This is a genomic window from Escherichia sp. WS547 (assembly GCF_046486065.1).
GTDB lineage: Bacteria > Pseudomonadota > Gammaproteobacteria > Enterobacterales > Enterobacteriaceae > Escherichia > Escherichia coli.
This window is the reverse complement of record NZ_JBJQMA010000007.1, coordinates 38060-60263: the sequence shown is the minus strand read 5'-3', so window position 1 is coordinate 60263 and position 22204 is coordinate 38060. Positions and strand designations below refer to the sequence as shown.

Genomic DNA, 22204 nt, shown 5'->3' with positions numbered 1-22204 from the left:
TTTATTCTCCACAGGCAGGAAGTTGAGAAAGTTGTGACGGTAACGTCTGAGCGTACAATCCGGCGCGTTTTACCGCATTAACCACCGCGCGCGGAGTAATCGTCGCGCCGGTGAACTGGTCGAAATCACCACCATCTTTCTTCACCGCCCAGTGCGCATCATCCGCACCACTGATTTTTTTACCCGCAAAATGGGTGATCCAGTCAGAAAGGCGCAGTTCGATTTTATCGCCAAGCCCTGGCGTTTCGTGGTGCTCTGTCACGCGCGTGCCAAGTACCGTGCCGTTAAAATCGGCTCCCACCAGCAGCTGAATCGCACCGGAATAGCCATCTGGCGCGGTTGTTTCCAGAACGGCGGCTACCGGTTTGTCATCCTGTTTGGCGATGTAAACCCGATGCTCACCTTTACCTAACTCTGGCGCAGTTACCAGATAGCAACTCTGTGCCAGCGCATTGTTATAGCGTTCGGCTGGCAGCACCTGATCAAATAACGCTTTTTGTTGCAGACTGGCCTGTTCAGCAATCGTCGTTTTGGTCATCTGGTTGATGGCCGCAGTTAACCCTGTAGAACCCGCTGCAAATAGTGCCAACGTAATGCCGTGTTTTCGGATAGTTTTCAGCATGGTTTACCCTTTGCGATGGCCGTAGACGCGCGGACGCGTGTAGTAATCGATCAGAGGAACCGTGATGTTCGCCAGCAGGACGGCAAAAGCCACGCCGTCAGGATAGCCGCCGAAACTGCGGATCAACCAGACTAATAAGCCCGCCAGCGCGCCGAAAATAAGACGACCACGATTGGTCGTAGAAGCGGTAACCGGGTCAGTCAAAATAAAGAATGCGCCGAGCATAGTCGCACCAGACAGCAGATGAATTTGGGGTGATGCCAGTGTTTCTGGTGAGAACAACCAGCCCAACGTTGCGCATAACGCCAGCGTTACTAAGAAGCTGAGGGGAATATGCCAGCGAATCGCTTTCTGCCATAGCAACCACACGCCGCCAGCCAGCCAGGCGAGATTTACCCATTGCCAACCAACGCCCGCCAGCATACCGCTGTAGATCGGATATTGCATAATCTGTTCAACCGAATGACCGGCACGGACAGAGGTTTTAAATGTATCCAGCGGTGTCGCCTGACTAATGCCATCAATACCTAAGCGTAGCGTGTTCATATCACCACCACTGGTGGTATGTCCGCTGAAAATAACCTGTATGGCGTCGATAAAACCAGGGATGTTGACCGCAATTTCATGTGGCGGTAACCAGCTGGTCATCTGCACCGGGAAGGAGATCAGTAAGACCACATAACCAATCATTGCCGGATTAAACGGGTTTTGCCCCAGACCGCCATACAACTGTTTAGCGATGATCACCGCAAACACCGTACCTAGCACGACCATCCACCATGGCGCGAGGGGGGGAATACTTACCGCCAGCAATAAGCCTGTCAGCAATGCTGAGTTATCTTTCAACGTTGCGGCTACCGACTGCTTGCGTAGTTTGAGTACGAGAGCTTCGGCTAACAGAGCACTGACCGACGCCAACAGGATCTGAACGAGAGTACCCCAACCAAAAAACCACAGTTGCGCTGCGATTCCTGGCACCGCTGCGAGCAACACCAACAGCATAATGCGCGATGTCTGGCGCTGGTTATGGGTATAAGGGGAGCTAGCTATTCTGAATACCATTTAGTCCTCGTTTACAACCTTTTGCTGGGCGGCTTTTTTGGCCTGAACGCGGGCAATAGCCGCGGCAACTGCCGCTTTGCGCGGATCAACCTGTTCTTCTGGCTCCGCATTAGCCTGTTGCTGTTCCAGTTTGCGCGCTTTGGCACGGGCAATAGCGGCTTCGACGGCAGCTTTGCGCGGATCGACCTGTTCTTCTGGTTCCGCATTAGCCTGTTGCTGTTCCAGTTTGCGCGCTTTGGCACGGGCAATAGCGGCTTCGACGGCGGCTTTGCGCGGATCGACCTGTTCTTCTGGTTCCGCATTGGCCTTTTGCTGTTCCAGCTTGCGTGCTTTGGCGCGGGCAATAGCGGCTTCGACGGCGGCTTTGCGCGGGTCAACCTTTTCTTCTGGCTCCGCATTAGCCTGTTGCTGCTCCAGCTTGCGCGCTTTGGCGCGGGCGATAGCGGCTTCGACGGCGGCTTTGCGCGGGTCAACCTGTTCTTCTGGCTTCGCATTAGCCTGTTGCTGCTCCAGCTTGCGTGCTTTGGCGCGGGCGATATCGGCTTCAACTGCGGTTTTACGTGGATCAGCAACGGTTGCTGCGTCGTTAGTTTGCTGCAGTTCTGCCTGTTTCGCTCTGGCTTGCGCTTTACGGGCTTCTCGTGCTGCAATAATTGCACTGTTATCCGGGCGTTCGCCCGCTTTAATCACAATCGGCTGTGTAGCCTGGGCCTGTTTCTCTTTCACCCGCGCCAGAGCGGCAGCAATCGCATCTTTATCTTTGGCTGCAGGTTGAACGGCTGCGCTCTTATGTCGTTCAAGGCGAGCCGCTTTTTCGCGCTCCAGACGAGCCTGGCGCGCTTCGAAACGCGCTTTGGCTTCTGCGGCGCGCTTTTCTTCCTGATGAATAGCCGCAATTTCAGCTTTTTCCTGACGGAAATATTGCACCAGGGGAATATTGCTCGGGCAAACCCACGCGCAAGCCCCACATTCAATGCAGTCGGCAATGTTATGCGTGGTAGCTTTATCGTGTTGCTGACCTTTGCTGAACCAGTACAACTGTTGCGGCAAAAGATCCGCAGGGCAGGCGTCAGCACAGGCGCTACACCGGATGCAGCTTTGTTCTTCCTGTGGTTCGCCAAGCTCATTGGCAGAGGGAGCCAACAGACAGTTGGTAATCTTTACGACCGGGACATCCAGCCATGGCAAGGTAAAGCCCATTAGCGGGCCGCCCATAATCACCATTTGATCGGCAGAGGGGCAGAATCCGGCATCATTCAATAAATGACGCACTGGCGTACCCAGCCGTGCCCAGACGTTGCCCGGGCGTGCGATTGCTTCGCCAGTCAGGGTCACGACACGCTCGGTAATCGGTTCGCCATCAATAACGGCACGTTTCACTGCATAAGCAGTGCCGACGTTTTGCATTAATACGCCGATATCGGATGAACGCCCGCCATGTGGAACCTGCTTCCCGGTCAGAATGTAGGTTAATTGTTTAGCACCGCCAGAAGGATATTTGGTTGGAATCACCCGCAGAGAAATATCGTGAGAGTCCGCCAGCACCGCGCGCAGCATGGAAATCGCCTGCGGTTTGTTATCTTCAATGCCGATAAGAATTTCGCGTGGCTGCAGAATATGCGCAAGAATGCGAATACCCTCTACGACCTGAGCCGCGCAATCCTGCATCAAACGGTCATCGGCGGTAATGTACGGCTCGCACTCAGCAGCGTTGATAATCAACGTTTCAATCTTATCTCCGCCGCCCTGCAATTTAACGCCTGTCGGGAATCCCGCACCACCCAGCCCGGCAACACCAAACTGATGAATGCGCTCGATTAACTCTTCGCGACTGCGAGAGCGATAATCATCCCAGCCGTCGCGCGGGATCCAGCAGTCTTCGCCATCGGCATCAATAATCACGCTTAATTCAGCTAAAGCTGAAGGATGAGCCGTAGAGTGGGGCGCAATAGCCGTAACGGTACCCGAGGTGGGCGCGTGAACTGGCAGCATTTTGCCGCGTCCACGGGTAAGCGGCTGGCCGCGCAGTACTTTATCGCCGACGCTAACGCACAACTCACCTTCAGCGCCAATATGTTGTTTCAGTGGGATGACAAAACGCTGCGCCAGTGGTACCTGGCGCAGGGGCGTACCGTTGGACTGGGTTTTCATCTCCGGTGGATGGATGCCGCCGTTGAAATCCCAGATTTTATTTTTTCTGAATGCAGAGAATAACTTAAGCATGGTGTTCCACGGGAATGATACGCACGGGAATGGTGTTCAGATCCCATTTCCAGGAGTCAGGTGTTTCTGCAACCGGTTGCAACGAGATGCAGTGCGTCGGGCACGGATCAACACATAAATTGCAGCCCGTACAGAGATCACTCATTACCGTATGCATGGCACGGGTAGCGCCAACGATGGCGTCTACCGGACACGCCTGAATACATTTAGTGCAGCCAATACAGTTATTTTCATCAATAACCGCCACCATCCGCGCAGGCGTTAGCTCTTGCGCTTCGCCATCCAGCGGCTGTGGCTCGACATTAAGCAACTCAGCAATTTTTAGCATCACAGCTTCGCCACCTGGGGCGCAACGGTTGATTTTTTCACCGTTACAGCTGATGGCTTCCGCGTAAGGGCGGCAGCCGGGATAACCGCACTGACCACACTGGCTCTGCGGTAAGATTTCGTCAATTTTCTCAACGACCGGATCGTCTTCCACCGCAAAACGGCGGGAGGCATAACCCAGAATGGCGCCAAACGCCAGGCCCAGCAGGCTCACGGCGGCAACGGCAATCCAGATAGCATTCATTACAACTTCACCAAACCACTAAAGCCCATAAAGGCCAGAGACATAAGACCTGCGGTAATTAACGCAATGGCATTACCGCGAAAAGGTGCTGGGACATCAGCCACAGCAAGGCGTTCGCGGATGGCGGCGAAGAGCACCATCACCAGCGAGAAACCGACAGCGGCGGAAAAACCGTACAGCGCCGACTGCAAGAAATTGTGCCCGAGATTGATATTCAGCAACGCCACGCCGAGCACTGCACAGTTGGTGGTGATAAGCGGCAAAAAAATCCCCAGCAGACGGTAAAGCACCGGGCTGGTTTTGCGCACCACCATCTCGGTGAACTGCACAACCACAGCAATCACCAGAATAAACGCCAGGGTGCGCAGGTAAATCAGATTAAGCGGGATCAAAATCCACGTATCGATAAGCCAGGCGCAAATAGACGCCAGCGTCATCACAAACGTTGTTGCCAGCCCCATGCCCATCGCGGTTTCCAGCTTTTTGGAAACTCCCATAAACGGACAGAGACCGAGAAACTTGACCAGTACAAAGTTATTGACCAGTACAGTTCCGACAAACAGTAACAGGTAGTCAGTCATTTTTCGGCCTGAAATAAAAAAGCCGCCTATTATCCGTTAATCCAGAGCAGGCGACAACAGGTTAACTGTAAGGTTATTACGGATTCACAAACGTCGCTTTCACCCGCGACGAGCGTTTAAAATAGGGGACGATCAATGCGGTTGCCAACAAAGTAAACAGTAACTGGCGAACGGCTATGCCATCTTCCACGGGTGAAAAAGCGAACGCTTTTACTGCCAGCAATACGGAAATAAGCAGCCAGATAATATAGTGTTTAGGAACACAACGCCGACGTTTAAAGAAAGCGATGGTCAACCACAGTGTGTAATACCACATGGCGATAGCGGTAATAAAAGAAACGCCCCATAAGATTTGTGTCGTCAGTGCTTGTTCGCCGAGCGTTTGAAATGTTTGCGGAGAAGATAACGCAGCGGTATACAGCAACAACGCCAGCGTCGTACTTAACAGAGCGACTAAAAGCCAGGCCAATGGGCCAAGCAACCAGCCTCCAATACGTTGTGGCGTTGTGGTGGTCATAGGTTCTCCAGAATAGCGACGCAAACAGGCAAATCTAATTTTAGGGGCGTTATTATAAGGCTTTTATAACCGATCGCTACTTTCTTTATTGGACATAGTGCCAGACGGACTTCGGTACCTGGCCGAGGTCAAACAAACGCCCGCCAGAAACCAGCTCTGCGCGACGGTGATCGGCAGCACGATACATATTGATCAGTTCCTGATCGTCCGTCAGGGTGTAATTAAGATGGTCGTAGAGTTTTTCCAGACTTTCGAGTGAACTGATTTTGCGAAATTTTAATAAGTAGTCCTGAACAGTCATAAAAGGTCCATAAAATAATTAATACCAAAGGGGTAGGTATTATTAGTGATGATAAAATTTCACCAAAAGTGAACGCTTGTGTTATTACAATAATAAGAATGCGCTGATGGCAAATATTCAGGGATGAAAAACTGCTCTGAAAAGAGTAACGCGCTTTACTATCTCTGACAATCACCAACAACATCGAACAAGATAATAAATTCCTGGTTTAATATCCGACAAGTGAAAACATGCACCCGGACGGGCAGCATGTCGCTCTACAAGCGCAGAGCTTACTTGTGTTGTACCGTAGTACTCTGTTCAGGTGGCTGATAGTTGTCAATGTGACTCGCCACGCCAAGAAGAATGACTGAAACGACAAGAACGATCCAACCTGTTAATTCAATAAGACGATTCATTACAGCCCACATCTCTGTTGATTGATCCATTAACTTCAGGGGGTAAATGTTACTTAGCAATAATAGCTCCAGCAAGATTTTTACTGAGGTTTTTGCGATATTTAGCTTTTGTCGTTGGAAAATTCGCTATTTTTTTGACTTAAGTTAAACAACATCCCTTATTGCTGGCAGGTTATTAAACTGTTGAGCGAGGGTAAAGGATAGTGTCAAATAGCCATCATACTTCAATGAGAGGCAATGACATGAGCGACAACATCCGTGTTGGGTTGATTGGGTATGGTTATGCGAGCAAAACCTTCCATGCGCCCCTGATTGCGGGCACGCCCGGGCTGGAACTGGCGGTAATCTCCAGCAGCGATGAAACAAAAGTAAAAGCTGACTGGCCAACGGTTACGGTTGTCTCTGAGCCGAAGCATCTGTTTAACGATCCCAACATAGACCTGATTGTCATCCCTACACCCAACGATACCCATTTCCCGTTAGCCAAAGCGGCGCTTGAGGCGGGTAAACATGTGGTCGTTGATAAACCCTTTACCGTGACACTGTCACAAGCGCGAGAGCTGGAAGCGCTGGCAAAAAGCCTGGGGCGTGTGCTGTCTGTATTCCATAACCGTCGCTGGGATAGCGATTTCCTGACGCTAAAAGGTTTGCTCGCGGAAGGCGTACTGGGTGAAGTTGCTTACTTTGAGTCTCATTTTGACCGCTTCCGTCCGCAGGTGCGCGATCGTTGGCGTGAACAGGGCGGCCCTGGCAGCGGTATCTGGTACGATTTAGCACCGCACCTTCTTGATCAGGCCATTACGCTATTTGGTTTACCGGTTAGCATGACGGTAGATTTGGCACAGTTACGGCCCGGAGCGCAGTCGACCGATTATTTCCACGCCATCTTGTCCTATCCGCAGCGGCGAGTCATTTTACACGGCACCATGCTGGCAGCCGCTGAGTCAGCACGTTATATCGTGCATGGATCCCGAGGCAGTTATGTGAAATATGGCCTCGATCCACAGGAAGAACGTCTGAAAAATGGCGAGCGTCTGCCGCAGGAAGACTGGGGCTACGATATGCGTGATGGCGTACTTACCCGCGTGGAAGGTGAGGAACGTGTCGAAGAAACGCTGTTGACAGTACCAGGGAATTATCCGGCTTACTATGCGGCTATTCGTGATGCGTTAAATGGCGATGGTGAAAATCCGGTTCCGGCAAGTCAGGCAATCCAGGTAATGGAGTTGATTGAGCTGGGCATCGAATCCGCCAAACATCGCGCGACGCTGTGCCTTGCGTGAGACGCTGTGCCTTGCGTGAAAAGGGGATGGTGCAATTTGCACCATCCATTTTTGTTACTTCGCAGCGACTTTTTCTCGCAGTGCGCGTTTTTCCTCTGCGCTGAGGAAAGCCATTTCCAGACCATTAATCTGCGCCTGGCGGATTTGCTCGCGGGATAACCCAGCAGCCGGCGCGGCAACGGTATATTCGTGAATGATATCCACTCCCTGTACGCCGGGATCGTCAGTGTTAATGCTGGCACGAATGCCATGCTCAAGGAACGTTTTCAGCGGATGTGCCGCCAGCTCTGCCACGGTGCTGGTCTGAATATTGGAGGTCAGACAGGATTCAATACCAATTTGTTGCTCGGCGAGAAAATCCATCAGCGCCCGATCTTCAATGGCTTTTACGCCATGTCCAATACGCTCCGCACCCAGTTCACGAATCGCCTGCCAGATGCTTTCCGGCCCGGCAGCTTCGCCTGCATGGACGGTAATATGCCAGCCCGCATCACGCGCGCGGTTGAAGTGAGAAAGGAACAGACTTCCCGGGAAACCAAGTTCATCACCGGCTAAATCAAGTGCGGTAATCTGGTCACGGTGGGCTAAAAAGGCCTCCAGCTCTTGCTGACAGGCGGCTTCCCCGAAGGTCCGGCTCATAATGCCGATAAGCTTCGCCTGCACACCAAAGGTGCGGCAACCCTCACGTACGCCATCGATCACCGCTTCGACAACACCCGCTACAGGCAGCTGATGTGCCATTGCCATGTAGCCTGGTGAAAAACGCAGCTCGACATAGTGCAGGCCGTGACGGGCTGCATCTTCAATGTTTTCAAATGCCACGCGGCGACAGGCATCAAGAGAGGCGAGAACTTTAACGCCCCAGTCAAGTTTGGTCAGAAAGCTCACCAGATCGGGTTCGTTGGCAATGACCTGAACGTGGGGAATCAGTGTTTCCAGGGATTGTGCAGGAAGCGAGATATTATACTGGCGGCCAAGTTCAAGAATGGTCTGGGGACGAATGTTGCCATCAAGGTGGCGATGGATATCAGTTAATGGCAGGGTGGTATCAATCATGGTCGCACTCTTTTTCTGGATATAAAAGTGCGCACCATTATAAAAACAAAGCAGGGTAAAAATCCACGATTGCGCAACGATTTTTTACGTTGCGCAATTGGGGTTAACGAACAGCGCGGATGGCGTTAATTAATCCAGCAACACCTTTTTCCAGTTTCGAACGCGGGCACCCGGCATTGAGACGGACAAAACCACGACCTTCTTCACCGTAGGTATACCCCGGCATGATCGCGACCTTCTCTTGCTCGATAAGCGCTTTTTGCAACGCGTTGTCGTCAATATTCAACGGACGTAGATCAATCCAGGCCAGATAAGTGGATTGCGGGATCTGCCAGTTGAGTTCAGGGAGCGCGGAGTTCATTTTATCTGCGATATACGTCAGGTTATCTTTCAGATAGACGCGTAAGGCATCCAGCCACGGCGCGCCTTGCTGATAGGCGGCGATATGGGCAGTTAACGCCAGTACTGAAGGGGAAGAAAGGCCATCACGTCCTTTCAGTGCCGATAAATAGGCATCACGGCTGCTGCTATTTTCTATAATCCCATAAGCACCGGTCAGCGCGGGAATATTGAAACTTTTCGATCCCGACGTCAGCAACGCCCAGTCTCCCCGCGCCACATTACTCCAGGGAATATGCGGCTGCTCGCCCCAGACCATATCCATATGGATTTCATCGGAAATAACCCGCACACCATGACGCTCGCACAGGTCAGCCATGATCTCCAGTTCATCGCACGTCCACACTTTCCCGGTAGGATTCTGTGGGCTACACAGGAGCATAATTTTACATTCTGGTTTCGCCAACACGGCTTCCAGCTTGCCCATATCGCAAAACCAGCCGTCAGCCTGCTTCTCTAAAGCGACGGGCATTACTGTGCGCTGGTTACCTTCAATGGCCTTGTAAAATGCGTCATAGGCGGGTGTGTGGATCACCACGCCTTCACCTTTTTCAGACCACTGACGAATCAGTTCCGAGACCATGTAGATAACAGAAGGGCCATACACCACCGACTGCGTATCAATTGCGGTGTAATGCTGGGTGGAAAACCAGTGGGCAATAGCCGCGAGAAACTCATCGTTTTTCCAGCGGCTGTAGCCAAACACGCCGTGCATCAGGCGCTGATTCAGCGCCTCGATAATGCAGGGGGCAGTGGCAAAATCCATGTCTGAAATCGTGAACGGTAACAGGTCAGCAGTGCCGAAACGGTCAGCGACATAATCCCACTGCGTACACCATGTGCCATGACGATCCACGACCTTTGAAAAATCGAACATATCTTATCCTTATGCCTGGACAGTATGCATCAGACCGGCCATTTCATCTTTTACTGACTGAACTTGTGGCCCGATAACAACCTGCAGGTTATGTTGATTAAGTTGTACTACGCCAATTGCCCGATTGTCCTTCAGTGCCTGCACATTAACAAGCGACATATCTTTCACAGACAAACGCAGACGGGTAATGCAGTTATCGAGGCTGACAATATTGTCGGCACCGCCTAGGGCTTCGAGGATTGCTGGAACGTTGTAACCTGATTTACCCGGCGCACCGGCAACGGCTTTTTCGATTGAGCTGGCAACTTCGCTATCGCGCCCCGGGGTTTTCAGATTGAAGCGGGTGATAGCGAAACGGAAGATGACGTAGTAAACGACAAACCAGATTGCCGCCACCACTGGCACCATGTACCACTTGGTTGACAGACCATGCAAAATACCGAACACCACGAAGTCGATGATATTGCCGTCGGTATTACCGATGGTGACGCCGAGCACAGACATGACGGTGAAGCCGAGGCCGGTTAACAGCGCGTGGATGACATACAGAACTGGCGCTACGAACAGGAACAGGAATTCCAGCGGTTCGGTCGTGCCGCCAACGACGCAGGCGATCAGGCCAGAAATCAGCAGACCTTTAATTTTATGGCGATTTTCCGGGCGCGCGCAGTGATACATAGCTAACGCTGCACCTGGCAGACCGCCGAGAAACGCAGGCATTTTACCTTGCGAAAGGAAACGCGTGGCGCTTTCAGAAAAACCGTGAGTGGTCGGGCAACTCAATTGCGCCTGGAAGATGGTCAGTGCGCCGCTGACGGTTTGACCGCAGACTTCCTGCGTGCCGCCTGCGTCGGTAAAGCGAATTAATGCCACCAGAATGTGATGCAGACCAAACGGCAACAGCAGACGTTCACCGGTACCAAACAGCATCGGTCCGAAATCACCCGCACTGTTGATCATATGGCCCAGGCCGCTAATACCCATGGCGAAAATCGGCCAGACTAATGGAATCACCAGACCGACAAGGCCCATCCCCAGCGAGGAGATGATTGGTACGAAGCGCGTACCGCCGAAGAATGCCAGCGCATCCGGCAGGCGGATATTATGGAATCGCTCATGCAGCATCCAGACGATAATACCGGCGATCACCGCACCGAGGATCCCGGTATCGATCGACTGGATCCCAAGAATGCTCTGTATGTTATTGGCTTTCAGAACGGCGGCGTCTGTGGTTGGCAGAATGCCTTTATTGGTTAACCAGAAGTTTACCGCGAGGTTCATTACCGCATAACCGACGAAGCCAGCGAATGCCGCTACGCCTTTGTTTTCGCGTGCCAGGCCCAGCGGGATGGCGATACAGAACATGACTGGCAGGAAACTAAAAGCAAACGAGCCAATCTTACTCATCCAGGTAAAGATAGCCTGCAACACGGGGTTGCCCAGGACCGGGATCAGGGTTATGACATCATGGCTGCTAAGAGAACTACCAATGCCGAGCATAATGCCGCAGAACGACAATAATGCCACGGGTAACATGAAGGTTTTGCCTAACTGCTGGAAGAACTCCCACAGCGTGACTTTCGGTGCTGTTTTCGCCGTCATAAAACGACTCCTCGTAGAGAACAATCTGGATTCAGTAAATTGCGCGAGAAGATAAAACGTTTTATCAAATTTTAGTGAGGCATAAATCACATTACGCAACGATAATAGCGGGTATAAGATAAATAAAAGGTAAAACGTTTTATCTGTCACATAATCAGGGAGTAGGTCATCTGCATGGCTACCGCCAAAAAAATAACCATTCATGATGTTGCGCTGGCTGCGGGCGTGTCGGTAAGTACCGTTTCGCTGGTGCTAAGTGGCAAAGGGCGAATCTCTACCGCCACAGGAGAACGCGTTAACGCCGCCATTGAAGAGCTGGGATTTGTGCGCAATCGTCAGGCGTCGGCGCTGCGCGGCGGGCAAAGCGGCGTCATTGGTTTGATCGTCCGTGATTTATCTGCGCCGTTTTACGCCGAATTAACGGCCGGATTGACGGAAGCTCTGGAAGCGCAGGGACGGATGGTTTTTTTGCTTCACGGCGGTAAAGACGGCGAGCAGCTGGCACAGCGGTTTTCACTGTTACTGAATCAGGGTGTCGATGGTGTGGTAATTGCCGGGGCTGCAGGAAGCAGCGATGACCTGCGACGGATGGCAGAAGAAAAAGCTATCCCGGTTATTTTCGCTTCCCGTGCCAGTTATCTTGATGATGTTGATACGGTTCGCCCGGACAACATGCAGGCTGCACAGTTGTTGACGGAGCATCTCATTCGCAATGGGCATCAGCGTATCGCCTGGCTGGGAGGGCAAAGTTCCTCATTAACCCGGGCAGAACGGGTGGGGGGCTATTGTGCAACTCTACTAAAATTTGGCCTGCCGTTTCACAGTGATTGGGTGCTGGAGTGCACTTCCAGCCAGAAGCAAGCCGCGGAAGCTATCACGGCGCTTTTACGTCATAACCCGACCATCAGTGCCGTGGTTTGCTATAACGAAACCATTGCGATGGGGGCATGGTTTGGTTTGCTGAAAGCAGGGCGGCAAAGCGGTGAAAGCGGAGTCGATCGTTACTTTGAACAACAGGTTTCGCTGGCGGCATTTACCGATGCGACACCAACCACACTTGATGATAGACCTGTTACCTGGGCCAGCACGCCAGCGCGGGAACTTGGTACCACACTTGCGGATCGCATGATGCAAAAAATCACCCATGAAGAGACGCATTCACGCAATCTTATTATTCCCGCCCGGCTCATTGCGGCGAAATAATCCTCTCTTTATCTGCTATACCTGGTAGTGTCCTTTCCTCAAGGTTAATGATAAAAAATGTGGCACACAGGCGGTGCCTTTTATTTTTACTGAAGTTCACAGGAGGTTTATGTGTTTAATTCTGACAACCTGAGACTCGACGGAAAATGTGCCATCATCACAGGTGCCGGTGCAGGTATTGGTAAAGAAATTGCCATTACATTCGCGACAGCTGGCGCATCTGTGGTGGTCAGTGATATTAACGCCGACGCAGCTAACCATGTTGTTGATGAAATTCAACAACTGGGTGGTCAGGCATTTGCCTGCCGTTGTGATATTACTTCCGAACAGGAACTCTCTGCACTGGCAGACTTTGCCGTCAGTAAGCTGGGTAAAGTTGATATCCTGGTTAACAACGCCGGTGGCGGTGGTCCTAAACCGTTTGATATGCCAATGGCAGATTTTCGCCGTGCTTATGAACTGAATGTGTTTTCTTTTTTCCATCTGTCACAACTTGTTGCGCCAGAAATGGAAAAAAATGGCGGTGGCGTTATTCTGACCATCACTTCTATGGCGGCAGAAAATAAAAATATAAACATGACCTCCTATGCATCATCTAAAGCTGCGGCCAGTCATCTGGTCAGAAATATGGCGTTTGACCTGGGTGAAAAAAATATTCGGGTGAATGGCATTGCGCCGGGGGCAATATTAACCGATGCCCTGAAATCCGTTATTACACCAGAAATTGAACAAAAAATGTTACAGCACACGCCGATCAGACGTCTGGGCCAACCGCAAGATATTGCTAACGCGGCGCTGTTCCTTTGCTCGCCTGCAGCCAGCTGGGTAAGCGGACAAATTCTCACCGTCTCCGGTGGTGGGGTACAGGAGCTGAATTAATACACTAACGGACCGGTAAACAGCCGTACGTGTTGTTTACCGGGATAGCGTGTGCAATTCATTAACGTCTCTGCGAAACAACTGGCAGCCAAATCACGGCTATTGGTTAACCAATTTCTGGGTGAAAAGTATACGAATAGAGTGTGCCTTCGCACTATTCAACAGCAATGATAGGCGCTCACCTGACAACGCGGTAAACTAGTTATTCACGCTAACTATAATGGTTTTATGATGGATAACATGCAGACTGAAGCACAACCGACACGGACCCGGATCCTCAATGCTGCCAGAGAGATTTTTTCAGAAAATGGATTTCACAGTGCCTCGATGAAAGCCATCTGTAAATCTTGCGCCATTAGTCCCGGGACGCTCTATCACCATTTCATCTCCAAAGAAGCCCTGATTCAGGCGATTATCTTACAGGACCAGGAGAGGGCGCTGGCCCGTTTCCGGGAACCGATTGAAGGGATTCATTTCGTTGACTATATGGTCGAGTCTATTGTCTCTCTCACCCATGAAGCCTTTGGACAACGGGCGCTGGTGGTCGAAATTATGGCGGAAGGGATGCGTAACCCACAGGTCGCCGCCATGCTTAAAAATAAGCATATGACGATCACGGAATTTGTTGCCCAGCGGATGCGTGATGCCCAGCAAAAAGGCGAGATAAGCCCAGACATCAACACGGCAATGACTTCACGTTTACTGCTGGATCTGACCTACGGTGTACTGGCCGATATCGAAGCGGAAGATCTGGCGCGTGAAGCGTCGTTTGCTCAGGGATTACGCGCGATGATTGGCGGTATCTTAACCGCATCCTGATCCTCTCTCTCTTTCCGCGGGCTGGTGACAACTGAGCCCGCGTTTCATATCGTAATTTCTCTGTGCAAAAATTATCCTTCCCGGGTTCGGAGAATTCCCCCCAAAATATTCACTGTAGCCATATGTCATGAGAGTTTATCGTTCCCAATATGCTCGAACGAACGTTCGGTTGCTTATTTTATGGCTTCTGTCAACGCCGTTTTAAAGATTAATGCGATCTATATCACGCTGTGGGTATTGCAGTTTTTGGTTTTTTGATCGCGGTGTCAGTTCTTTTTATTTCCATTTCTCTTCCATGGGTTTCTCACAGATAACTGTGTGCAACACAGAATTGGTTAACTAATCAGATTAAAGGTTGACCAGTATTTTTATCTTAATGAGGAGTCCCTTATGTTACGTCCTGTAGAAACCCCAACCCGTGAAATCAAAAAACTCGACGGCCTGTGGGCATTCAGTCTGGATCGCGAAAACTGTGGAATTGATCAGCGTTGGTGGGAAAGCGTGTTACAAGAAAGCCGGGCAATTGCTGTGCCAGGCAGTTTTAACGATCAGTTCGCCGATGCAGATATTCGTAATTATGTGGGCAACGTCTGGTATCAGCGCGAAGTCTTTATACCGAAAGGTTGGGCGGGCCAGCGTATCGTGCTGCGTTTCGATGCGGTCACTCATTACGGCAAAGTGTGGGTAAATAATCAGGAAGTGATGGAGCATCAGGGCGGCTATACGCCATTTGAAGCCGATGTCACGCCGTATGTTATTGCCGGGAAAAGTGTACGTATCACCGTTTGTGTGAACAATGAACTGAACTGGCAGACTATCCCGCCGGGAATGGTGATTACCGATGAAAACGGCAAGAAAAAGCAGTCTTACTTCCATGATTTCTTTAACTATGCCGGGATCCATCGCAGCGTAATGCTCTACACCACGCCGAACACCTGGGTGGACGATATCACCGTGGTGACGCATGTCGCGCAAGACTGTAACCACGCGTCTGTTGACTGGCAGGTGGTAGCAAATGGTGATGTCAGCGTTGAACTGCGTGATGCGGATCAGCAGGTGGTTGCAACTGGACAAGGTACCAGCGGGACTTTGCAAGTGGTGAATCCGCACCTCTGGCAACCGGGTGAAGGTTATCTCTATGAACTATGCGTCACAGCCAAAAGCCAGACAGAGTGTGATTTCTACCCGCTGCGCGTCGGCATCCGGTCAGTAGCAGTGAAGGGCGAACAGTTCCTGATCAACCACAAACCGTTCTACTTTACTGGCTTTGGTCGTCATGAAGATGCGGATTTGCGCGGCAAAGGATTCGATAACGTGTTGATGGTGCACGATCACGCATTAATGGACTGGATTGGGGCCAACTCCTACCGTACCTCGCATTACCCTTATGCCGAAGAGATGCTCGACTGGGCAGATGAACATGGCATCGTGGTGATTGATGAAACAGCAGCTGTCGGCTTTAACCTCTCTTTAGGCATTGGTTTCGAAGCGGGCAACAAGCCGAAAGAACTGTACAGCGAAGAGGCAGTCAACGGGGAAACCCAGCAGGCGCACTTACAGGCGATTAAAGAGCTGATTGCGCGTGACAAAAACCACCCAAGCGTGGTGATGTGGAGTATTGCCAACGAACCGGATACCCGTCCGCAAGGTGCACGGGAATATTTCGCGCCACTGGCGGAAGCAACGCGTAAACTCGACCCGACGCGTCCGATCACCTGCGTCAATGTAATGTTCTGCGACGCTCACACCGATACCATCAGCGATCTTTTTGATGTGCTGTGCCTGAACCGTTATTACGGTTGGTATGTCCAAAGCGGCGATTTGGAAACGGCAGAGAAGGTACTGGAAAAAGAACTGCTGGCCTGGCAGGAGAAACTGCATCAGCCGATTATCATCACCGAATACGGCGTGGATACGTTAGCCGGGCTGCACTCAATGTACACCGACATGTGGAGTGAAGAGTATCAGTGTGCATGGCTGGATATGTATCACCGCGTCTTTGATCGCGTCAGCGCCGTCGTCGGTGAACAGGTATGGAATTTCGCCGATTTTGCGACCTCGCAAGGCATATTGCGCGTTGGCGGTAACAAGAAGGGGATCTTCACCCGCGACCGCAAACCGAAGTCGGCGGCTTTTCTGCTGCAAAAACGCTGGACTGGCATGAACTTCGGTGAAAAACCGCAGCAGGGAGGCAAACAATGAATCAACAACTCTCCTGGCGCACCATCGTCGGCTACAGCCTCGGTGACGTCGCCAATAACTTCGCCTTCGCAATGGGGGCGCTCTTCCTGTTGAGTTACTACACCGACGTCGCTGGCGTCGGTGCCGCTGCGGCGGGCACCATGCTGTTACTGGTGCGGGTATTCGATGCCTTCGCCGACGTCTTTGCCGGACGAGTGGTGGACAGTGTGAATACCCGCTGGGGAAAATTCCGCCCGTTTTTACTCTTCGGTACTGCGCCGTTAATGATCTTCAGCGTGCTGGTATTCTGGGTACCGACCGACTGGAGCCATAGCAGCAAAGTAGTGTATGCATATTTGACCTACATGGGCCTCGGACTTTGCTACAGCCTGGTGAATATTCCTTATGGTTCACTTGCTACCGCGATGACCCAACAACCACAATCCCGCGCCCGTCTGGGCGCGGCTCGCGGGATTGCCGCTTCATTGACCTTTGTCTGCCTGGCATTTCTGATAGGACCGAGCATTAAGAACTCCAGCCCGGAAGAGATGGTGTCGGTGTACCATTTCTGGACGATTGTGCTGGCGATTGCCGGAATGGTGCTTTACTTCATCTGCTTCAAATCGACGCGTGAAAATGTGGTACGTATCGTGGCGCAGCCGTCATTGAAGATCAGTCTGCAAACCCTGAAACGGAATCGCCCGCTGTTTATGTTGTGCATCGGTGCGCTGTGTGTGCTGATTTCGACCTTCGCGGTCAGCGCCTCGTCGTTGTTCTACGTGCGCTATGTGTTAAATGATACCGGGCTGTTCACTGTGCTGGTACTGGTGCAAAACCTGGTCGGTACTGTGGCATCGGCACCGCTGGTGCCGGGGATGGTCGCGAGGATCGGTAAAAAGAATACCTTCCTGATTGGCGCTTTGCTGGGAACCTGCGGTTATCTGCTGTTCTTCTGGGTTTCGGTCTGGTCACTGCCGGTGGCGTTGGTTGCGTTGGCCATCGCTTCAATTGGTCAGGGCGTTACCATGACCGTGATGTGGGCACTGGAAGCTGATACTGTAGAATACGGTGAATACCTGACTGGCGTGCGAATAGAAGGGCTCACCTATTCACTATTCTCATTTACCCGTAAATGCGGTCAGGCAATCGGAGGTTCAATTCCTGCCTTTATTTTGGGATTAAGCGGATATATTGCCAATCAGGTGCAAACGCCGGAAGTTATTATGGGCATCCGCACATCAATTGCCTTAGTACCTTGTGGATTTATGCTGCTGGCATTCGTCATTATCTGGTTTTATCCGCTCACGGATAAAAAATTCAAAGAAATCGTGGTTGAAATTGATAATCGTAAAAAAATGCAGCAGCAATTAATCAGCGATATCACTAATTAATATTCAATAAAAATAATCAGAACATCAAAGGTGCAACTATGAGAAAAATAGTGGCCATGGCCGTTATTTGCCTGACGGCTGCCTCTGGCCTTACCTCTGCTTACGCGGCGCAACTGACTGACGATGAAGCGGGACTACGCATCAGACTGAAAAATGAATTACGCAGGGCTGATAAGCCCAGTGCTGGCGCGGGAAGAGATATTTACGCATGGGTACAGGGAGGATTGCTCGATTTCAATAGTGGTTATTATTCCAATATTATTGGCGTTGAAGGCGGGGCGTATTATGTTTATAAATTAGGTGCTCGTGCTGATATGAGTACCCGGTGGTATCTTGATGGTGATAAAAGTTTTGGCTTTGCCCTGGGAGCAGTAAAAATAAAACCCAGTGAAAATAGCCTACTTAAATTAGGTCGCTTCGGGACGGATTATAGTTATGGTAGCTTACCTTATCGTATTCCGTTAATGGCTGGCAGTTCGCAACGTACATTACCGACAGTTTCTGAAGGAGCATTAGGTTATTGGGCTTTAACGCCAAATATTGATCTGTGGGGAATGTGGCGTTCACGAGTATTTTTATGGACCGATTCAACAACCGGTATTCGTGATGAAGGGGTGTATAACAGCCAGACGGGAAAATACGATAAACACCGCGCACGTTCTTTTTTAGCCGCCAGTTGGCATGATGATACCAGTCGCTATTCTCTGGGGGCATCGGTACAGAAAGATGTATCCAATCAGATACAAAGTATTCTCGAGAAAAGCATACCGCTTGACCCGAATTATACGTTGAAAGGGGAGTTGCTCGGCTTTTACGCGCAACTCGAAGGTTTAAGTCGTAATACCAGCCAGCCCAATGAAACGGCGTTGGTTAGTGGACAATTGACCTGGAATGCGCCGTGGGGAAGCGTATTTGGCAGTGGTGGTTATTTGCGCCATGCAATGAATGGTGCCGTGGTGGATACCGACATTGGCTATCCCTTTTCATTAAGTCTTGATCGTAACCGTGAAGGAATGCAGTCCTGGCAATTGGGTGTCAACTATCGTTTAACTCCGCAATTTACGCTGACATTTGCACCGATTGTGACTCGCGGCTATGAATCCAGTAAACGAGATGTGCGGATTGAAGGCGCGGGTATCTTAGGTGGTATGAACTATCGGGTCAGCGAAGGGCCGTTACAAGGGATGAATTTCTTTCTTGCTGCCGATAAAGGGCGGGAAAAACGCGATGGCAGTGCGCTGGGCGATCGCCTGAATTACTGGGATGTGAAAATGAGTATTCAGTATGACTTTATGCTGAAGTAAGAAAAAAATGCCGGAGAGAAAAATCTCCGGCGTTTTGGCTGTGAATTACTGCTGCGGAATAGCGGGTACAGCCGGAACGTTTAATGCCGGCATTGCAAACATCCCAACAAAATCTTCCAGTGGCATTTTCTGCCCGTTTAACGTGATCTGACCGTTAGCATATTGCAGGCTGGTGGTGATGGTATTGTCCTGCAAGGTGGTCAGACGGAACATCTGCCCCATTGCTGATGCACCTTCAACTTGCTGTTTCGCCAGTTTTTTCGCTTGATCTTCCTGATAACCTTCCAGCTTCGCTACCTGAGTCATAAACTCAGTTGCCATATCCACCGGAATGGTCAGTTTCGCATCCAGAGATTTAACCGAACGATCTACTTCCTGCGCCAGCGTTTGCGGCGCTTCTTTAGTCGTTGCCGGATCTTTCAGGAACAGCGACAGATTCAGCGCACTTTCACCCTGACTGTTTTTCCAGCTTAGCGGCGCGATAGTAATCACCGGATCGCCTTTCAACATCAGCGGCAGGGCGCTAAAGAAGGCTTCCGTCACTTTCTCCTGATAAAGTTCGGGATTGTTGGCAATTTCTGGCTGTGCCAGCAGCGCCTGAGTTTGCGCGTTATATTGCTGGCTAAACTGATGCCAGGCTTCACCATCAATTTGGCCGACTTTTAGAGTCAGCTTGCCACTGCCCAGATCCTGATTCTGTACCTTCAGGCTGTTTAGCGAGTAATCCAGTTGGCTATTGATCGTTTTACCGTCATTGACCAGATCCGATTTACCGCTGATCTCCATGCCTTCCAGCAGTGCCAGTTCTTTGCCTTCCACTGAAATGGTCATTTTTTCCAGTGACAGTTTTTGGTTTCCTACGCGCTCACCAAAACTTGCCAGCGTGCTGGAACCGTCGGTTTTCAGATTATTAAAGGTCAACTGCACTTTCTGGTTGTATTCGTTAACTGCGTCTATCCGACCACTTTGCGCCTCCCCGGAAAGGGAGATAGCTTTGCCGTCTCTGTCTGCATTTAACTGGAACTCGCCGCCGCTAAAGGCGACTTTTTCATCCTTTTGCTCGTAATTCAGTGGCTTGAGCGAAATATCGGAACTGGAATCTCCGCTGTAACCAATGCGGGAGTTAATCTCAAAAGGCGTTTCACCTTTTGCCATATCAAACAGTGGCTTGCTAACTTCGTTATTAACCAGCGTGGTTTGAATTGATGCCATCGACGGGATCAGGTTCAGTTTTTTTAGCTGGGCAAGGGGGAAGGGACCATGATCAACCGATTCGTTGAAGATGACGCTCTGACCGCTTTTAATCCACGGATTTTCTTTCCCGGCAATGGGTTTCACCAACAGTTGCAGCTGACTGCTGAATACGCCGCGATGATAGTTTTGATAACTCACTTCCAGGTTGGATTTAGGAGCGGTCAGTTTGAGTTGCGCGTTCGCCTGCGCGACCATGTCTTCGAGATGGGTTTCAATCTTCTTGCCTGTATACCATGCGCCGCCTGTCCAGACTACGCCTAGCGCAACAATGACGCCTACCGCTACCAGCGATTTATTCATAATGATTATCCATAAAATGAAATCAGGCGGACTGGCCGCCTGAAGGTGTTATAAGCCTTTAATAAGCTTAGCAAGAGATGTTAATTTTTTCAGTAAGCTCTTACAGCTTGTTGTAAACACGCGCTAAACGGCCGTGGCCTTTGACAGTCACCGGTGATTCGTTGGCGGCAATAAACGCTGATTCACCCGGTTTAAGCTGTAACTGCTGAGAACCTTTACACAGCGTTGCATCGCCTTCGACGCAGAACAAAATGGCGGCACTCTGCTGGCTGATGGTGGTTTCTTTATCACTAAGGTCATGCAGCGAGAAGGCAAAATCATCAACAGGAATCGGGAAGTCCAGTTCTGCACCTTGTTTCACCGGCTGGGTCAACAACTGGTTAGCCGGTTTGGCTTCGAACTTCACATTGGCAACCAGTTCCGGAATATCAATGTATTTAGGCGTCAGACCCGCACGCAGCACGTTATCGGAGTTAGCCATCACTTCCAGCGCCACGCCTTGCAGGTAAGCGTGCGGTGTTTCAGCGAACAGGAACATCGCTTCGCCAGGGTTCAATTTCACCACATTCAGCAATAGCGGGGAGAACAGACCGCTGTCTTCCGGGTAAAATTCAGAAATTAAACGAATCGTTTGCCACGGTTCACCCTGCTGGCTGTCGAGCGCCGATTTTAAAATCGCCAGCGCGCGGGATTTTTCTTCCCCCTGCATATTCAGCAGGCTGGCGAACAGTTCGCTTAAACGTTCGGCATCAGGCTGTTGTAAAAAGTGAGCAATCGCCGGATGTGCACCTGCGACTGGCTGGAGTAGGGAAACAATCTCGGAAAATTCACGAAACGCGTTCATCGCAAGGAAAGGCGTCAGCGCAAAAACCAGCTCCGGCTTGTGGTTAGGATCTTTATAGTTACGCTCGGCGGCATCCATCGGAATACCTGCGGCATTTTCTTTGGCAAAACCGATTTCAGAATTGCGTTTGTTTGGATGAACCTGAATGGAGAGCGGCTGTGCTGCGCATAATACTTTGAACAGGAAAGGCAGTTCGCCAAAGCGTTTGGCAACGGCATCTCCCAAAAGAGTCGCTTTATCACTCTCAATCACATCACGCAGTGAAACGATATCTCCGGCGGCATTCTGCACCCGTGAACTGCTTTTCGGATGTGCGCCCATCCACAGCTCGGCCATCGGCTGGCTGGACGGATTTTCCATACCATAAAGTTCAGTCAACGCCGTTTTGCTGCCCCAGGCATAGTTTTGCACTGAGTTAATGAGTTTTTGCATGATCAATCCCTGTTTTAATGTGGAAATTAATCCCGCTATTAAAGCAAGAATCCTACGGGAAGTAACCTGGAGCCGCAAAAAGTCGTACTAGTCTCAGTTTTTGTT

The 22204-nt window shown here is 50.8% G+C and carries 20 protein-coding genes; 7 read left to right on the top strand and 13 right to left on the bottom strand.

Going from position 1 to position 22204, the window contains the following annotated elements; translation table 11 throughout:
• Nucleotide 1: 1 nt before the first annotated feature.
• The 8 genes from rsxG to blr form a co-directional block, all read right to left on the bottom strand.
• Nucleotides 2–622, bottom strand: coding sequence for an electron transport complex subunit RsxG (rsxG, locus tag ACJHWK_RS08335; RefSeq protein WP_000920799.1), 621 nt, complete (start codon nt 620–622; stop codon nt 2–4).
• A gap of 3 nt (nt 623–625) precedes the next feature.
• Complete coding sequence (rsxD, locus tag ACJHWK_RS08330) at nt 626–1684, bottom strand: electron transport complex subunit RsxD (RefSeq protein ID WP_020233109.1); 1059 nt, start codon at nt 1682–1684, stop codon at nt 626–628.
• Nucleotides 1685–3907: an electron transport complex subunit RsxC gene (gene rsxC / locus ACJHWK_RS08325; RefSeq protein ID WP_087897037.1), complete on the bottom strand. Its 2223-nt coding sequence runs from the start codon at nt 3905–3907 to the stop codon at nt 1685–1687. It abuts the gene before it with no gap.
• Nucleotides 3900–4478, bottom strand: coding sequence for an electron transport complex subunit RsxB (gene rsxB, locus ACJHWK_RS08320; protein ID WP_000991809.1), 579 nt, complete (start codon nt 4476–4478; stop codon nt 3900–3902). Before rsxB ends, rsxC begins: the two co-directional genes overlap by 8 nt.
• Entirely contained in the window at nt 4478–5059 is a 582-nt protein-coding gene (gene rsxA / locus ACJHWK_RS08315; protein ID WP_000133193.1) for an electron transport complex subunit RsxA, read from the bottom strand. The genes rsxB and rsxA overlap by 1 nt, the downstream gene beginning before the upstream one ends.
• A gap of 76 nt (nt 5060–5135) precedes the next feature.
• On the bottom strand, nt 5136–5576 hold the full coding sequence (locus tag ACJHWK_RS08310; RefSeq protein WP_001306099.1) for a DUF2569 domain-containing protein: 441 nt from the start codon (nt 5574–5576) through the stop codon (nt 5136–5138).
• Nucleotides 5577–5661: 85 nt separating this feature from the next.
• Complete coding sequence (gene ydgT / locus ACJHWK_RS08305) at nt 5662–5877, bottom strand: transcription modulator YdgT (protein ID WP_000217950.1); 216 nt, start codon at nt 5875–5877, stop codon at nt 5662–5664.
• Nucleotides 5878–6149: 272 nt separating this feature from the next.
• Nucleotides 6150–6275, bottom strand: coding sequence for a division septum protein Blr (blr, locus tag ACJHWK_RS08300; protein WP_001296096.1), 126 nt, complete (start codon nt 6273–6275; stop codon nt 6150–6152).
• Nucleotides 6276–6517: 242 nt separating this feature from the next.
• Between blr and ACJHWK_RS08295 the strand changes: the two genes are divergently transcribed.
• Entirely contained in the window at nt 6518–7558 is a 1041-nt protein-coding gene (locus tag ACJHWK_RS08295; RefSeq protein WP_001282537.1) for an oxidoreductase, read from the top strand.
• Nucleotides 7559–7612: 54 nt separating this feature from the next.
• On the opposite strand, the gene add is transcribed toward ACJHWK_RS08295, so the two are convergent.
• The 3 genes from add to malX all read right to left on the bottom strand — a co-directional run bounded on the left by add (nt 7613) and on the right by malX (nt 11492).
• Nucleotides 7613–8614 carry an adenosine deaminase gene (gene add, locus ACJHWK_RS08290; protein ID WP_000567490.1) on the bottom strand — a complete coding sequence of 334 codons (1002 nt, stop codon included), beginning with the start codon at nt 8612–8614 and terminating at the stop codon, nt 7613–7615.
• A gap of 103 nt (nt 8615–8717) precedes the next feature.
• Nucleotides 8718–9890 (bottom strand): bifunctional maltose regulon transcriptional repressor/cystathionine beta-lyase MalY, encoded by a 1173-nt coding sequence (gene malY, locus ACJHWK_RS08285; RefSeq protein WP_000459387.1) that lies wholly within the window; start codon nt 9888–9890, stop codon nt 8718–8720.
• 9 nt (nt 9891–9899) lie between these two features.
• Nucleotides 9900–11492: a PTS maltose transporter subunit IICB gene (gene malX / locus ACJHWK_RS08280; RefSeq protein WP_170886371.1), complete on the bottom strand. Its 1593-nt coding sequence runs from the start codon at nt 11490–11492 to the stop codon at nt 9900–9902.
• Nucleotides 11493–11666: 174 nt separating this feature from the next.
• Here malX and malI point away from each other — a divergent pair, with 174 nt between their 5' ends.
• The 6 genes from malI to uidC all read left to right on the top strand — a co-directional run bounded on the left by malI (nt 11667) and on the right by uidC (nt 19269).
• Nucleotides 11667–12695 carry a mal regulon transcriptional regulator MalI gene (gene malI, locus ACJHWK_RS08275; RefSeq protein ID WP_001520591.1) on the top strand — a complete coding sequence of 343 codons (1029 nt, stop codon included), beginning with the start codon at nt 11667–11669 and terminating at the stop codon, nt 12693–12695.
• A gap of 111 nt (nt 12696–12806) precedes the next feature.
• On the top strand, nt 12807–13574 hold the full coding sequence (hdhA, locus tag ACJHWK_RS08270; protein ID WP_000483362.1) for a 7-alpha-hydroxysteroid dehydrogenase: 768 nt from the start codon (nt 12807–12809) through the stop codon (nt 13572–13574).
• Between the two features lie 228 nt (nt 13575–13802).
• Nucleotides 13803–14393: a DNA-binding transcriptional regulator UidR gene (gene uidR / locus ACJHWK_RS08265; RefSeq protein ID WP_000969092.1), complete on the top strand. Its 591-nt coding sequence runs from the start codon at nt 13803–13805 to the stop codon at nt 14391–14393.
• Nucleotides 14394–14783: 390 nt separating this feature from the next.
• Nucleotides 14784–16595: a beta-glucuronidase gene (uidA, locus tag ACJHWK_RS08260; RefSeq protein ID WP_001520590.1), complete on the top strand. Its 1812-nt coding sequence runs from the start codon at nt 14784–14786 to the stop codon at nt 16593–16595.
• Nucleotides 16592–17965 (top strand): glucuronide transporter, encoded by a 1374-nt coding sequence (uidB, locus tag ACJHWK_RS08255; RefSeq protein WP_001075890.1) that lies wholly within the window; start codon nt 16592–16594, stop codon nt 17963–17965. The genes uidA and uidB overlap by 4 nt, the downstream gene beginning before the upstream one ends.
• Nucleotides 17966–18003: 38 nt before the next feature.
• On the top strand, nt 18004–19269 hold the full coding sequence (gene uidC, locus ACJHWK_RS08250; RefSeq protein ID WP_001520589.1) for a glucuronide uptake porin UidC: 1266 nt from the start codon (nt 18004–18006) through the stop codon (nt 19267–19269).
• A 45-nt stretch (nt 19270–19314) separates the two neighbouring features.
• On the opposite strand, the gene ACJHWK_RS08245 is transcribed toward uidC, so the two are convergent.
• Nucleotides 19315–20823, bottom strand: a complete 1509-nt coding sequence (locus ACJHWK_RS08245; RefSeq protein WP_001520588.1) for a YdgA family protein — start codon at nt 20821–20823, stop codon at nt 19315–19317.
• Between the two features lie 100 nt (nt 20824–20923).
• Complete coding sequence (gene manA, locus ACJHWK_RS08240) at nt 20924–22099, bottom strand: mannose-6-phosphate isomerase (RefSeq protein WP_001520587.1); 1176 nt, start codon at nt 22097–22099, stop codon at nt 20924–20926.
• Nucleotides 22100–22204: the final 105 nt, after the last annotated feature.